The 12400-nt window shown below is 55.4% G+C and carries 12 protein-coding genes and 1 pseudogene; 8 read left to right on the top strand and 5 right to left on the bottom strand.

Annotated features, from left to right (window positions below):
- Window positions 1-2: 2 nt before the first annotated feature.
- Window positions 3-1259: a pyridoxal phosphate-dependent aminotransferase gene (locus EU557_RS12055; RefSeq protein WP_135530703.1), complete on the bottom strand. Its 1257-nt coding sequence runs from the start codon at window positions 1257-1259 to the stop codon at window positions 3-5.
- A 146-nt stretch (window positions 1260-1405) separates the two neighbouring features.
- On the opposite strand from EU557_RS12055, the gene tsaE reads away from it, so the two are divergent.
- Window positions 1406-1831, top strand: coding sequence for a tRNA (adenosine(37)-N6)-threonylcarbamoyltransferase complex ATPase subunit type 1 TsaE (gene tsaE, locus EU557_RS12050; protein ID WP_135530702.1), 426 nt, complete (start codon window positions 1406-1408; stop codon window positions 1829-1831).
- Between the two features lie 94 nt (window positions 1832-1925).
- On the top strand, window positions 1926-3155 hold the full coding sequence (locus tag EU557_RS12045; RefSeq protein ID WP_135530701.1) for an alanine dehydrogenase: 1230 nt from the start codon (window positions 1926-1928) through the stop codon (window positions 3153-3155).
- Between the two features lie 99 nt (window positions 3156-3254).
- On the opposite strand, the gene EU557_RS12040 is transcribed toward EU557_RS12045, so the two are convergent.
- Entirely contained in the window at window positions 3255-4187 is a 933-nt protein-coding gene (locus tag EU557_RS12040) for a flavin reductase family protein (protein WP_135530700.1), read from the bottom strand.
- A 253-nt stretch (window positions 4188-4440) separates the two neighbouring features.
- On the opposite strand from EU557_RS12040, the gene EU557_RS12035 reads away from it, so the two are divergent.
- The 3 genes from EU557_RS12035 (at window position 4441) to EU557_RS12025 (ending at window position 7193) form a co-directional block, all read left to right on the top strand.
- The gene (locus EU557_RS12035; protein WP_135530699.1) at window positions 4441-5367 is read left to right on the top strand and encodes a M28 family peptidase; all 927 of its coding nucleotides are present in this window, start codon (window positions 4441-4443) and stop codon (window positions 5365-5367) included.
- 420 nt (window positions 5368-5787) lie between these two features.
- Entirely contained in the window at window positions 5788-6801 is a 1014-nt protein-coding gene (locus EU557_RS12030) for an NADP-dependent oxidoreductase (protein ID WP_210116031.1), read from the top strand.
- Between the two features lie 71 nt (window positions 6802-6872).
- On the top strand, window positions 6873-7193 hold the full coding sequence (locus tag EU557_RS12025; RefSeq protein ID WP_167855181.1) for a putative quinol monooxygenase: 321 nt from the start codon (window positions 6873-6875) through the stop codon (window positions 7191-7193).
- A gap of 172 nt (window positions 7194-7365) precedes the next feature.
- Here EU557_RS12025 and EU557_RS12020 read toward each other — a convergent pair whose 3' ends face one another.
- Both EU557_RS12020 and EU557_RS12015 read right to left on the bottom strand, forming a co-directional pair.
- Window positions 7366-8274, bottom strand: coding sequence for a helix-turn-helix domain-containing protein (locus EU557_RS12020; RefSeq protein ID WP_135530696.1), 909 nt, complete (start codon window positions 8272-8274; stop codon window positions 7366-7368).
- Window positions 8271-9248 carry an NADP-dependent oxidoreductase gene (locus tag EU557_RS12015; RefSeq protein WP_245326243.1) on the bottom strand — a complete coding sequence of 326 codons (978 nt, stop codon included), beginning with the start codon at window positions 9246-9248 and terminating at the stop codon, window positions 8271-8273. Before EU557_RS12015 ends, EU557_RS12020 begins: the two co-directional genes overlap by 4 nt.
- Before the next feature lie 376 nt (window positions 9249-9624).
- Here EU557_RS12015 and EU557_RS12010 point away from each other — a divergent pair, with 376 nt between their 5' ends.
- Both EU557_RS12010 and EU557_RS12005 read left to right on the top strand, forming a co-directional pair.
- Entirely contained in the window at window positions 9625-10521 is an 897-nt protein-coding gene (locus EU557_RS12010) for a helix-turn-helix domain-containing protein (RefSeq protein WP_135530695.1), read from the top strand.
- A 168-nt stretch (window positions 10522-10689) separates the two neighbouring features.
- Window positions 10690-11544: an SDR family NAD(P)-dependent oxidoreductase gene (locus tag EU557_RS12005; RefSeq protein WP_210116030.1), complete on the top strand. Its 855-nt coding sequence runs from the start codon at window positions 10690-10692 to the stop codon at window positions 11542-11544.
- Here EU557_RS12005 and EU557_RS12000 read toward each other — a convergent pair.
- On the bottom strand, window positions 11534-11887 hold the full coding sequence (locus tag EU557_RS12000) for a hypothetical protein (RefSeq protein WP_135530694.1): 354 nt from the start codon (window positions 11885-11887) through the stop codon (window positions 11534-11536). The genes EU557_RS12005 and EU557_RS12000 overlap by 11 nt on opposite strands.
- A gap of 371 nt (window positions 11888-12258) precedes the next feature.
- Here EU557_RS12000 and EU557_RS26095 point away from each other — a divergent pair.
- Window positions 12259-12354 (top strand): annotated as a pseudogene (locus EU557_RS26095) (transposase-like zinc-binding domain-containing protein); the annotation flags it as partial.
- Between the last annotated feature and the right edge of the window lie 46 nt (window positions 12355-12400).

Here is a 12400-nt window from a genome sequence, read left to right as displayed (position 1 = left end):
ATTTACACTAGGGCGTCAAGGGCAGAGCGTAGGCGGGGCAGAGCAGCTTCAATAGATTCGAGAGAGGCACCACCTACCGACATGCGGAACCACGGCGCCGTATGCTCATTACCAAAGGCGCTGAAGGGCACCAAAGCCAGCCGAGCCTCGCTAATGAGGTAGGAGGTTAGCTCTTTGGTAGTGGCGAGCACCTGGCCGGAAGGTGTAGTCTTGCCGAGCACATCTAGCTTAGCCGTAAGGTAAATAGCGCCCATCGGTACCATCGAGTCGACGGGGTACCCCTCGTTTTTTAGCGCCTGCAAGCCCTGGTGGAGAGTTTCCAGACTGCGCTGTACCTTTTCTTTAAACGCACCTAGGAAGCCATCAACTTGGTCCGTTTGGGGCAGGTACTTAGCCGTAGCTACCTGCTCAGCCTTCGGTGCCCAGGCACCTACGTGGCCTAGGATGGCCTTCATTTTATCAATTACTACTGCTGGGCCAAATGCGTATCCAACCCGCACACCGGTGGCGGCTAAGCACTTCGAGATGCCATCAATATAGATAGTATAGTCGCGTAGCTCCGGCCGCAGGTTCACGGGGTCGTAGTGTTCCGTGTTACCGAAGGTTAGGAGCCAGTAAATTTGGTCGTAGAGCAAGTAAAGCGGCTTTTCGCCCGGCTGGCGACGCTTATTTTCTGCCACCACAAGGTCACAGATAGCCTCCAGACCTTCGCGGGTGAACACAGTGCCGGTGGGGTTGAGTGGGGAGCACAGAGCCAGCAGCGTCGCGCCTTCCAAGTGCGGGGCCAGTTCCTCGGCCGTAGGCATGAAGTTATTTTCAGCGCGGGTTTCCACCATTACGCCTTGGGCAGAGGAGAGGTGGCAATAGTGGTTGTTGTTCCAGCTTGGCACCGGGAAAACCACTTTGTCGCCGGGGTCCACAACGGCCAGGTAAGTAGCGTAAATGAGGGGGCGGGAGCCGCCCGCTACCAGAAAATCATTAGGAGAGTACTCCAGGCCCAGGCGAGTTTTAGTGAACGTAGCCGCGGCTTCGCGCAGGCCAGCCATGCCATTAGCAGGCGGATAGTTGGTATGCCCGGCTTGGTAGGCCAGGGTAATTTCCTGCTGGAGCTCTTCTGGAATTGGGAAAATAGACGGGTCAAAGTCGCCGATGGTGAGGTTGCAGATTTGCTCCCCCTTGCGAATCATGTCATTGACTTCATTGCCGATTTTGATGATTTCGGAGCCTATCAGGCTGCCGGCCATTCTCGAAACTTGCATGAGCTGTGTGTTTTGGGTCGGCCAAAGGTAACAGAGTACATGGTTTTGAAGGATTTTCTATTTCCCTTTTCAGAACAATTAGCCCGCTTAGTTATTAGTGCAGGAGTGGCCTAGGCCTCGTAAACTTGCAGCTTATTTGCCTGCTTATGTCTCTGCTAACTCTTGAAATTCCTGGTCTAGCTGCGCTGCCCGAAGCCGCTGCCCAAGTCCGTGAGGCCCTGCGGGGGCATTCTATTATCTGCTTTGAAGGGGAGATGGGGGCGGGTAAAACCACGTTCATCAAGGCCCTCTGCCAAGCCCTCGGCGTGCAGGACGAAGTGAGCAGCCCCACGTTCTCGCTGGTGAATGAGTACCGCGACGCTCAAAACCAGCCGATTTATCACTTCGATTTCTACCGGCTCGACAATCCGCGCGAAGCCGAAGGCATTGGGGCGTTGGAGTACTTCGATTCTGGCTATCTTTGCCTAATAGAGTGGCCTAGCCGTATTGAGGACCTGTTACCTCCGGATCGACTGCTTATAACGCTCACCGTCACTGGCCTAGAAACCAGGGAATTAAAAATTGAAAGTTAAAAATTAAGAGTTGAGCCATTGGGCGTCCTAAAACGTTTAATGAGCTGCTAATCAAGATTTTTGATTTTTAATTCTTGATTTTTAATCAAATAAAATGCCCGAAGCAGTACCCCCCGGATTTGAGTCGCTGGCTACGAGCCGCGCTTACTTCACCCAGGAATCCATGCTGGCCGTGGAAACACGGAAGCGCAAGCTGTTTATCGGGCTGCCCCGCGAGACTTCACTGCAAGAAAACCGCATTTGCCTCACCCCCGAGGCGGTGAAGCACTTAGTAGAAGCAGGGCACGAGGTGCTGTTGGAAAGCGGAGCCGGTGAGCCCAGCAAACACTCCGACCACGATTACTCTGAGGCGGGCGCCACCATTGCCTACTCCCAAAAGGAGGTGTTTGAGGCCGATATCATTCTGAAGGTGGCCCCGCCCACCTACGATGAAATCGAGTTCATGCGAGGCGGCCAAACCCTGATTTCGGCTCTGCAGTTTGGCTCGCTCACCAGCGAATATATCACGGCCCTCACCCGTAAGAAAATTAACGCCATCAGCTTCGAGCTGATTAAAGACCCATCTGGCGCGCGCCCCGTGGTGCGGGCCATGAGCGAAATTGCCGGTTCTACTGTGATGCTAATTGCGGCCGAGTACCTGGCCCGCTCCAACGAAGGCAAGGGCATCATTCTGGGCGGCATTACGGGCGTACCCCCATCCCAGGTGGTCATCCTCGGGGCTGGTACGGTGGCCGAATACGCCGCTCGCGCCGCCACTGGCCTAGGCGCCGAGGTGAAGGTGTTTGACAACCACCTCTACAAGTTGCGCCGGCTAAAGATGAACCTGTGCACGCCCCAGCTCTACACCAGCACCCTCGATACCTACGCCCTAAACCAGCAAATTCGCCGCGCCGACGTGGTGATTGGGGCCTTGAACGCCGAGGAAGGCCGCATTCCGTTCATGGTGTCGGAAGATGTGGTCTCGCAGATGGCACCGGGCTCCGTGATAATCGACGTAAGCATCGACCAGGGCGGCTGCTTTGAGACCAGCGAGATGACCAGCCACAGCAAGCCCGTCTTCCGCAAGTATGATGTGATTCACTACTGCGTGCCCAACATTGCCTCGCGCGTGCCCCGCACGGCTACCAATGCCCTGAGCAACATCTTCACGCCCATACTGCAGGAAATCAGTCAGCACGGCGGCATTAATGAAGTGCTGTTCACGAATGAGCATTTCCGCTCGGGCGTGTACATCTACAAAGGCTCTCTCACCAATGCCAGCATCGCTAAGAAATTTAACATGCGCTATAAGGAGCTGGCCTTGATGATTGCCGTACGGAATTAGACGCTAGTGGTACCTGGGGGTGAGTAGTTTATTATTTGCGATGTCTTGGAAAAAGACGAGCCCTGGCTAACAAATTTGAGGCAAGTAGCTTAACGAAAGTCAACGTAAAGATTCTGCGGCCAACAATAGCACCTTCCATGCTTCCAGCAGCTGTCCTTCCTCCAGAATCTTTTTGCCTAGCAACATCAGCTCCCGCTGTTGCGCTACAGTGTCACTCTTATATGTATTGAGTGTGTAGGCCACTAGCGGCTCTTGGCGGTAAGCTTCTACCTCCTCAGACATGGGCATAGACTGAGCTTCAATATTGGCGAGGCGGCCCAGGTTGTTGCCCGTCAGGATGTCGGAGGTGCGGATGTGCTCGGGCAACTGGTCCATTCCGATGCCCAGGTGGCGGTTGGGCTTAGGCACTTCGAAGAGGCTGCTGCCCGAGGCGCGGGTGTACCAGTCGCCGCCGAGGCGGGCAATGGCGTCGAGCTTAAATGGGTCAATGCCGATACCGGAGGGCAGGATAATGTCTTCGCGAAAATGAGCCAGCACTACCCGGCAGATGACCAGGTTGCCGGCGCCGTTGTTGGTGCCCAGCTCAATGATTTGCTCTACTACGCACTCAAAAGCCGCCGGCGCCTGGCCTACGCGGGGCGGCCGGATTTGCTGGCTGGCTACTTCTGTAAAGCCAGCCTTCACAAACTCGTTTATGCCCTTGGCATACTCCGTGCTGGCCAACGACATCTGCTCCACCATGGCGTAGTCGCAGATGTTGATGACCACTTCGGGTACCTCACGCAGGTTTTCCAGAGTGTGCTTCTGGGAGTTGTCGCGGACGCGGTTGGCGGGCGAAAAGGCTAGGATGGGCGGGTTGGAGCCGAAGCAGTTGAAAAAGCTGTAGGGGCTCAGGTTTACGTTGCCTTCGGCATCAATAGTGCTGGCAAATGCCACTGGCCGCGGGGCCACGGCGCCTACCATAAAGGGGTGCCACTCGCTGGGCTTGAGGTCAGAGGGAACAATAGAGCGGAACGGGGTGGGAACAGACATGTAGGGTGGGGTAGGCAAGTTGACGGGCCGAAGTTCGGGGTTGTTGCGCAAACTTAGGTCTAGGCCAGTCGAGTAAGCAGTCGAGAGCCTTTTTGTACTATGTCAGGCAACGGAACGGCTCTAGCTGCTATCTACTTAGTATACGCACCTTTCTTTTGTCATTCCAAGGTCAGTGGGAGTCTGGGCTGCGCGCTATACTGCCCACTCAAATTCCTCACTACGCTCGGATTGACAGTGTTATCAACTCTACTTAATGCTATTACCTCGCCTTATCTGTTTTCTGCTGGCTTCGCTTACCATCACAGCTGCGCTAGGCCAGTCGGCTGCGGCTGACACGGCCCGGTTGCGCCACCACCTGGTAGCGCTTACGACAACGCCTGAGGCTCGAAACTACCTACATGAAGCCAGCCTCAACCAGGCAGCCGACTACATTGGTACGGAGCTTTCCGCCGCCGGGGCCCGCCGCACCGAGCAGGCCTACACGGTGCAGGGGAGTACCTATCGGAACGTTGTAGGCAGCTTTGGGCCTGAGCAAGGGCCACGGCTCATTATCGGGGCGCACTACGACGTATGCGGGAAGCAGCCCGGTGCCGATGACAATGGCACTGGTGTGGCGGCGCTGCTGGAACTGGCGCGCTTGCTGGGCCAACAGCCTAACCTGCCCTACCACATTGAGCTAGTGGCCTACACCCTGGAGGAACCACCATTCTTCCGCACCAAATACATGGGCAGCTACGTGCACGCCCAGCAGCTGCACCAAGATAAGGTACCGGTGAAAGGGATGATAGCGCTGGAGATGCTGGGGTATTTCGATGACCGCAAAGGCAGCCAGGACTATCCCATAAGCCCACTGCAGTTTGTGTATGGCAGCCGCGGAAACTACGTAACGGTGGCCCAGAAATTCGGGAATGGGCGCTTTGGTCGGCAATTTGCGCGTTTGTATAAGCAGCGAGCCAGCTTGCCGGTGAAACGGTTCAAAGCCCCGGCATGGCTGCCCGGAATTGATTTCTCCGACCATCTCAACTACTGGCAATTTGGGTACTCGGCAGTGCTGCTCACCGATACAGCCTTCTACCGCAACAAGCACTACCACGAGCCCACTGACACCATCAACCGCCTGGATATGCGCCGGCTGGGCCTGAGTGTAGACGCCTTGCTGGCAGTGGTGCTGACTATGTGAAGTACTAGGCCACCCAGAAGCCCCCAGTACAAGCTTAGGTTGTAAGTACAAACAAGCTAACTGCTTCAACCTCTAAGGGTGCTGCTTAATGTGGGAGCCCGCAGAGGAAAGAGTAATTGCGTGCTATTCATACTTTTTAGTTTGAATGGTGTTTTTTGCTGCTGTCGGTAGGAGAGAGCTTTGTAGAGTCGATTTCATCTGGCCCAGGCGAGCTATCAGGTTCGTTTTTAGGCGCCTTATAGAGCCTGGGGCTGTGGTACTTAGTCCGATGAAAACAGACACGACTCTACTACTTAACCTACTTACACCAGTATGGCAACCCCAGAAGCACACGTAGAAAGGTATTCGGTTTCCGAACAGCCCCACGAAGTAAAATCTGAATCAGTAACACCAATCACCACAACCCCGCCGACCACTACCATGAAGGCGGTTCGACAGTACGAGTTTGGGGGACCGGAGGTACTGCGATATGAAGATGCCCCGGTTCCTAGGTTGAAACCGGGAGAGGTGCTCGTGCGGGTGCACGCGGTGGGTATCAACCCGCCCGACTGGTACCTGCGCGACGGCTATAAAATGTTGCCACCGGAGTGGCAGCCGACGGTTTCGTTTCCTCTCGTGCTTGGAACGGATGTGTCGGGGGTAGTAGTGGCCGTGGCGGACGATGTGCAAAGCTTGGCCGTTGGGGAAGAAGTATTTGGTATGGTGCGCTTTCCGAGCGTAGGAGAGAGCCAGGGATATGCTGAGTATGTGGCTGCCCCGGCGACGGATCTGGCCCGTAAACCTGCTGGCCTCGACCATGTGCAGGCCGCCGGAGCTCCCATGGCGGGGCTCACCGCGTGGCAGTATCTGATTGAGCTGGGGCATCAGGCGCCAAATCCGTTTCAGCCGGACCCGCATCGCCCGGTGCCACTCCGCGGCAAGCGGATACTCGTGAACGGGGCCGCGGGCGGCGTAGGCCACATGGCGGTGCAGCTGGCCAAATGGCAAGGAGCGTACGTTATAGTGGTGGCGTCGGGTAAACACGAGACATTCCTGCGCGAGCTGAGCGCCGATGAATTCATCGATTACACCATAACCGCTGCTGAGGATGTGGCGCAGGATGTGGACCTGGTACTGGATACGCTCGGCGGGCCTACTACGGGGCGCTTTCTGCAAGTCCTAAAGCAAGGCGGGGCGTTATTTCCAGTATTCTTGGGCTTCGATGCTGCTGAGGAGGCGGCACGACTTGGCATCACAGTCTCCATGACTCAAGTGCGCTCTAACGGTTCGCAGCTGGCGGAGCTCGGGCGCTTGCTGACCGATGGCACTATTCAAGTAGCTATTGACAGCACGTTCCCGTTGGCTGAGGCCAGTAAGGCACACGAACGAGCGGCTCACGGTCATATTCAAGGCAAAATCGTGCTTACGGTTGCCCAAAACTGCTTGCCTGAGTAATGGTCTGCCGCAGGCGGGGCGCTGAGCCCGCGCCGGGTAAAATATGCTCTGGCCAAGTAAACGCTGTGCTTATGTCCGCATCTAATAAAGCCGCCGAACGGCACCTGCTCGTTACCATCCGAAGCCAGTTCGCCCACCGCTCGCGCGTGCAGGAAATCCTGCTTGAACTCGTAGATCTGGTGCGCGCCGAACCTGGCTGCCTGTACTACCACCTCTTTCAGCAAGCCGAAGAATCAGAAGCCTTTGTGCTGGCTGCCGCCTGGGCCAATGAGGAGGCCGTGGCGGCCCACCCAACACCGGCTCAGGCTCGCCTGGTTGAGCAAATGCTGCCGCTGCTGGCCGCTCCCATGCAGGTGCTTCCTATCCGGCGGTTGAGCGAAAACCAGGCCTAGCGTTACTACCATGCCAGCCGGACTGCTGGCGCCGCGAGGCTACACCAGCCATGGCTTTACATGCGTTGCGTTTTGCTTGATTTTCGTACTTCTGGCTTTGCTTAGTGTAACAGACTGGCCTACATCAACTAGGTATTTACTAGTGGTGGCGTAGGAAGCGGCGCTCCGGTGGTCAGTTAAAGGAAGTCCGGAATTCCAGGGGCGACAGCTTCGTTTTAGTTTTAAATAGCTTGCTGAACGACTGCAAATGCTCGAAGCCTAGCTCGTAGGCAATTTCACTGACGGTTAGGTTGGTGGCCGAAAGTTTCTCTTTGGCTTTGGCAATCAGCTTATCATGGATATGCTGCTGGGTGTTTTGCCCGGTCAGCACCCGCAAGAGGGAGCTGAGATATTTGGGCGAAATATGCAGGTGGTCGGCCACGTATCGAACAGTTGGTAACCCTCTCTCGGCCAAATCAGTGCTGTTGAAGTACTCATGGAGCAGGGTCTCCAGCCGTTCGAGTATCTGGTGGTTGACTTTTTCCCGGGTAAGAAACTGGCGGTTATAAAATCGGTCGGCATAGTTCAGCAAGGTTTCAATCTGAGAGATGATGATGTGCTTGCTGAACCTATCGATTGTGGAACTGCACTCTTGCTGAATAGCCAGGATAATATTAGTGATGGTAGCTTCTTCTTTAGCAGAAAGAAACAGAGCCTCATTGAGCGAATAGTCCCAAAAATCGTAATGCTTGATGGTTTTGGCCAGCGGCGTATTCCAGATAAAATCGGGATGGATGTATACCACCCATCCCGATTTTTCTATTTCCTCCTCCTTGTTGTCAACACCAATACTGAACACTTGGCTGGGCGACATAAAGGACATGATGCCTTCATTGAAGTCAAACGAATGCTGCCCGTACCGCACACTCACGTTATGCATTCTTTTTACGGAAATGGCATAAAAGTCAAAGAGCATCGGCAGTGGCTCCTCGTTATCCAGGGGCGGAACGGCGCCCACATCTACTACACTCAGCAGCGGATGGTGCGGTTTAGGCAACTGCCTGAATGCATGGAATTCGCTTATCGTTTTAAAGTGCTTCATGCCGGTTCGCCTTCTTTTCTTACTTCTAGTATCAGTTTGCCCCGCACGTGCCAGGTTTCACTTTCGCGGTGGGCATCTGCTACCTGCTCCAGCGGATACACTTTGCTAACGAAAACCTTCACCTGACCCGCGTCAATTAACTGCGCCATTTCCGCTAGCCATTCTTGCCTAGGTTGGTTGGCCACAAGTTTACCCGTGGCTTGTTTACTGGCAAGCGCAGCCAGCACTGCCTCATCAAACGAAAAATCTACATTAACGCTTACTAGTACGCCGCCGGTCTTTAGCACCGTTACCGATTTCAAGCGCTGCGCAGTATCGCGCAGGGGCGAAGCATCAAAAACTACGTCTATGTCCTGCACCAGCTCTTCAAATGGCTGGCTTTGGTAGTCTAGTACTTCATCAGCCCCTAGCTGCTTAAGATACTCCTGGTTGCTGGCCGAAGCCACGCCAAGTACATACGCGCCTTTGGCTTTGGCAAACTGCACAGCGAGGCTTCCCACGCCGCCCGATGCCCCCAGAATTAGTATGCGTTGCCCGGGCTGCAGATTGCCTTGCTCAAACAGGGCAGTCCAGGCCGTGAGTCCGGCCAGCGGCACTCCGGCCGCTTCATTAAAGCCGAGGCTGGTGGGCTTAAGGGCAAACTGACTGGCCTTGGCCACGCAGTACTCGGCGTAGCTGCCGTCGCCGGGGAAATTAGGGATGCCATACACTGCATCTCCTTTTTGGAAGGTGGTAACCTCGGTACCGGTAGCTTCCACAATGCCGGCCGCATCCCATCCCAACGTCAGGGGCAGCTTCAGCAGGGGCCGCAGAAACTCGTTGCCGCCCTCTCTGATTACCCAATCGGCGGGGTTTACGCCGCTGGCATATACCCTAATCAACAGCTCATCGGGGGCTGGAACGGGGCGTGCTACTTCTTCTATCTGCAACACCTCTAGGCCACCAAAGGCATGAATTCTTACTGCTTTCATCATGAAAATATTTTCGGGTTAGTGATAGCACAAAGGTCACCAGCCCTTAAAAAGCAGGTTTAATCAAAATGCCTTTTGTTTAAGTCAAAAGGGCGGACTGCAACTGCCGGCGGCAAATAAGCCGGAGTCAGATCTGCTGAAAAGCCCCGAGCAGTAGTTGTGCTGGCGCACGGCGAAGCCTCCTTACGCCCGGGATAGGGTGGCCTAGGCGTGCTCCGGCAGAAAACCAGAAACAGAACGTGAGGCTGGAAGTTGCATAGTAAGCTTCGGCTAGCGTCTGCCGCCCCGGATGCACGCTAGGCCAGTAGGAAGCCGCTGCTAAAACCTGCTAGTTGCTCTAGCTTAGTGAACCCACAAGCCGCTTTTACCGCAACGCTTTATGAGTTATACCACTGTTATCTCGCCCCCTAGGCAGCAATCAAGTGCCCTGAAGCTGAAAGGATTTAAGGTGTACGCGGTTGAGCAGCCCTGCACCACGAAGCCCCACTTCGGCCGGCGCGACTACTTCAAGGTTATCCTAATGACGACCAAGGCCCGGCTGCACTATGGTCATCAGAGCTGGGACCTCGACGGCACGTACCTGCTGTTCTTTAATCCGCATATTCCCTATTCCATGGAAATGCTAGCGGATTTTCGACACGGCTACATTAGTCTCTTCACGGAAGAGTTTATCGCACCGCTCGACCGCTCGGAAAGCCTGCATCAGTCGCCGCTGTTTAAAATTGGTAGCACTCCACTAGTGCGGCTGCAGGAGGGCCAGGCCGCTTTCATGACCGGTATTTTCCAGAAGATGCTGGCCGAACAGGAGGCCGATTATCCTTTCAAAGCCGAGCTGATTCGGACGTACCTGCAGCTTGCCATCCATGAGGCGCTGCACCTGCAGCCCACCGAAGCTTTCTTTCAGCACAAAAATGCTTCCTCCCGACTAGCATCTCAGTTTCTGGAATTGCTGGAACAGCAGTTTCCGGTGGAAAGCCCCCAGCAGACGTTGCCGCTGAAAACGGCTCAGGACTTTGCCGACCGGCTGGCAGTGCACATCAACCACCTCAACAAGGCCGTGAAGGAAGTTACGGGTAAGCCCACGAGCGTGCATATCACCAACCGCATCACCGACGAGGCCAAGGCCCTGCTACAGCACACCACCTGGAGCGTGGCCGAAATTGCTTATAGTCTGGGTTTTGCCTACGCCACGTACTTCAATAACTTCTTCAAGAAGCAAACCGGCCACACTCCGCTGGCCTGCCGTAAGGCAGCGGCAAGTATCAGCTGGTCTTGAGGGATAAAAGGGACTGGCAGCCAGACTGCTCCATACAGACGTGCTAGGCCACTCCGGCTGCTGGCGCCGGGGAAGTTGGCTGCTCAACCTGGCTTTCCCGATGGTCGTACGCTAGTCACGGAGCCTGCTGCCCAATGGTTTGGGAAGCCTTACACTACTGTATCATTGATGAAAAGACTAGCAGGAAAAACGGCCATCGTAACTGGGGCTGCGCGGGGTATTGGGCGCGCCATTGCCGTGGCCTACGCCCGCGAAGGCGCCGCCGTGGTAGGCATTGACAAGGCTGCCGCAGTAAGCGAAACTACCGCCTACCCAGCGGCTACCGCCGAAGACCTAGCAGAAACTGGCCGGCAAGTGGAGCAGCAGGGAGGTCGTTTCCTGCCCGTGGAGGTGGATATTCGGGATATGGCGGCCCTACGGGCTGCCGCCGAGCACGTGCAACAGGCGCTAGGCCAGGTGCACGTAGTAGTGGCCAATGCGGGCATTCAGGTATTTGCCCCGCTGCTGGAAATGACGGATGCGCAGTGGCACGACGTTATCGACGTAAACCTTACCGGCACCGCCAACACCGTGCGGGCCTTTGCCCCACTGCTGGTGCAGCAGGGCGGAGGACGCATTATCATCACCGCCTCCGGGCAGGGCAAGAAGGGCTTCCGGCACGGCGCCAGCTACGCCGCCTCCAAGTGGGGCCTGCTAGGATTTATGAAGTCGGCGGCGCTGGATCTGGGGCCACACAACATCACGGTGAATGCGCTGGTGCCGGGACTGGTAGCCACCGACATGACCATGAACGAAACTCGCTTGACGGAGGCCTACCGCGACTACCGTCCCCAGCCCAATACGCCGCCTACTCCGGAAGAAGCCGCCAAAGTCCGGGCCGAGCATACGCCCTTCAGCCTGCCCTGGCTGCAGCCCGAAGACATGGCGCCCATGGCCGTATTCCTGGCTTCCGACGAAGCCGCCCGCATCAGCGGCGCCTCCTTCGACGTGGATGCGGGGGATAGTGCCCTGTTTACGGCGTAGGCTGTTCTGTGGCTCGGGTGGGCAACTGACCCACCCACATCCAGCCGGTTTGCACGGCTAAGTATTCGCTACCATCCTCATAGGGCCAGGAGCTGTGTGGGAGTCGCAGTGCCCAGGCTGGCCAGCCATCGGGATAGTCGTAGTCATCGAGGTAGATGTGCCAGGGCTGCGTGTGCCATATTAATCTTTCTGCGCCAGCAAGCTTTTGATACACTTCCGGTAATGAAGGGCCAGTTGGATCGGGCGCATTATACTTAGTGTGATATCGTTCAAGCTGATTCTTGATGGCTATCATCACCTCGGAGCTATGTGCAAACTCAGGCGCTACAATTCTGATTGCCATGAAGTAAGGATCGGGCAATTCAACCATTTGCGATTGCCAAGCAAAGAAAGTTATTAGTAGGTGTTGTACCGCAAGCTGGCGCACTAATGTGGGTGTCTGCCGGCGATTCCAAGAGTGAAAATGCCAAGGAGCCAGCCCAAGATTTTCGTAATAGTAGTGTTGGCTGGTGAGGCTCTGTATGCTTAAAGGTGCTGGAGTAAGGCTATCCCTTTGATGCCGCTGCAAGTGGCGCTTGCCTCTTCTTACTTTTATATGTGGTCTGTATCTTCCCATTCAATCTTTTTATCAGAACTACCGTATGATAGTTGCTAAGTTGCTATATCTTTACTAATTAGGTATAGTTAGCAAGTAACCACTTACTTACCTGCGCTATGTCTAAGCCTGCCTGCCCCAAGTGTGAATCAACGGACGCTACCAAAAGCGGTATAGTAGGGGGGAGGCAACGGTTCAAATGTAAGAATTGTGGGTACCATTTTTCTGTAGCAAAAACAGGCAAGGAGATTAATCCTTACT

This window comes from Hymenobacter wooponensis (assembly GCF_004745865.1).
Lineage (GTDB): Bacteria > Bacteroidota > Bacteroidia > Cytophagales > Hymenobacteraceae > Hymenobacter > Hymenobacter wooponensis.
Note: the sequence above shows the minus strand (reverse complement) of the source record. Positions and strands in the feature narration are given on the sequence as shown.

Excerpts from the sequence above, each read along its gene's own strand:
- EU557_RS12055 (WP_135530703.1), bottom strand. The coding sequence starts at position 1,259 with ATGCAAGTTTCGAGAATGGCCGGCAGCCTGATAGGCTCCGAAATCATC.
- tsaE (WP_135530702.1), top strand. The coding sequence starts at position 1,406 with ATGTCTCTGCTAACTCTTGAAATTCCTGGTCTAGCTGCGCTGCCCGAA.
- EU557_RS12045 (WP_135530701.1), top strand. The coding sequence starts at position 1,926 with ATGCCCGAAGCAGTACCCCCCGGATTTGAGTCGCTGGCTACGAGCCGC.
- EU557_RS12040 (WP_135530700.1), bottom strand. The coding sequence starts at position 4,187 with ATGTCTGTTCCCACCCCGTTCCGCTCTATTGTTCCCTCTGACCTCAAG.
- EU557_RS12035 (WP_135530699.1), top strand. The coding sequence starts at position 4,441 with ATGCTATTACCTCGCCTTATCTGTTTTCTGCTGGCTTCGCTTACCATC.
- EU557_RS12030 (WP_210116031.1), top strand. The coding sequence starts at position 5,788 with ATGAAGGCGGTTCGACAGTACGAGTTTGGGGGACCGGAGGTACTGCGA.
- EU557_RS12025 (WP_167855181.1), top strand. The coding sequence starts at position 6,873 with ATGTCCGCATCTAATAAAGCCGCCGAACGGCACCTGCTCGTTACCATC.
- EU557_RS12020 (WP_135530696.1), bottom strand. The coding sequence starts at position 8,274 with ATGAAGCACTTTAAAACGATAAGCGAATTCCATGCATTCAGGCAGTTG.
- EU557_RS12015 (WP_245326243.1), bottom strand. The coding sequence starts at position 9,248 with ATGATGAAAGCAGTAAGAATTCATGCCTTTGGTGGCCTAGAGGTGTTG.
- EU557_RS12010 (WP_135530695.1), top strand. The coding sequence starts at position 9,625 with ATGAGTTATACCACTGTTATCTCGCCCCCTAGGCAGCAATCAAGTGCC.
- EU557_RS12005 (WP_210116030.1), top strand. The coding sequence starts at position 10,690 with ATGAAAAGACTAGCAGGAAAAACGGCCATCGTAACTGGGGCTGCGCGG.
- EU557_RS12000 (WP_135530694.1), bottom strand. The coding sequence starts at position 11,887 with ATGGCAATCAGAATTGTAGCGCCTGAGTTTGCACATAGCTCCGAGGTG.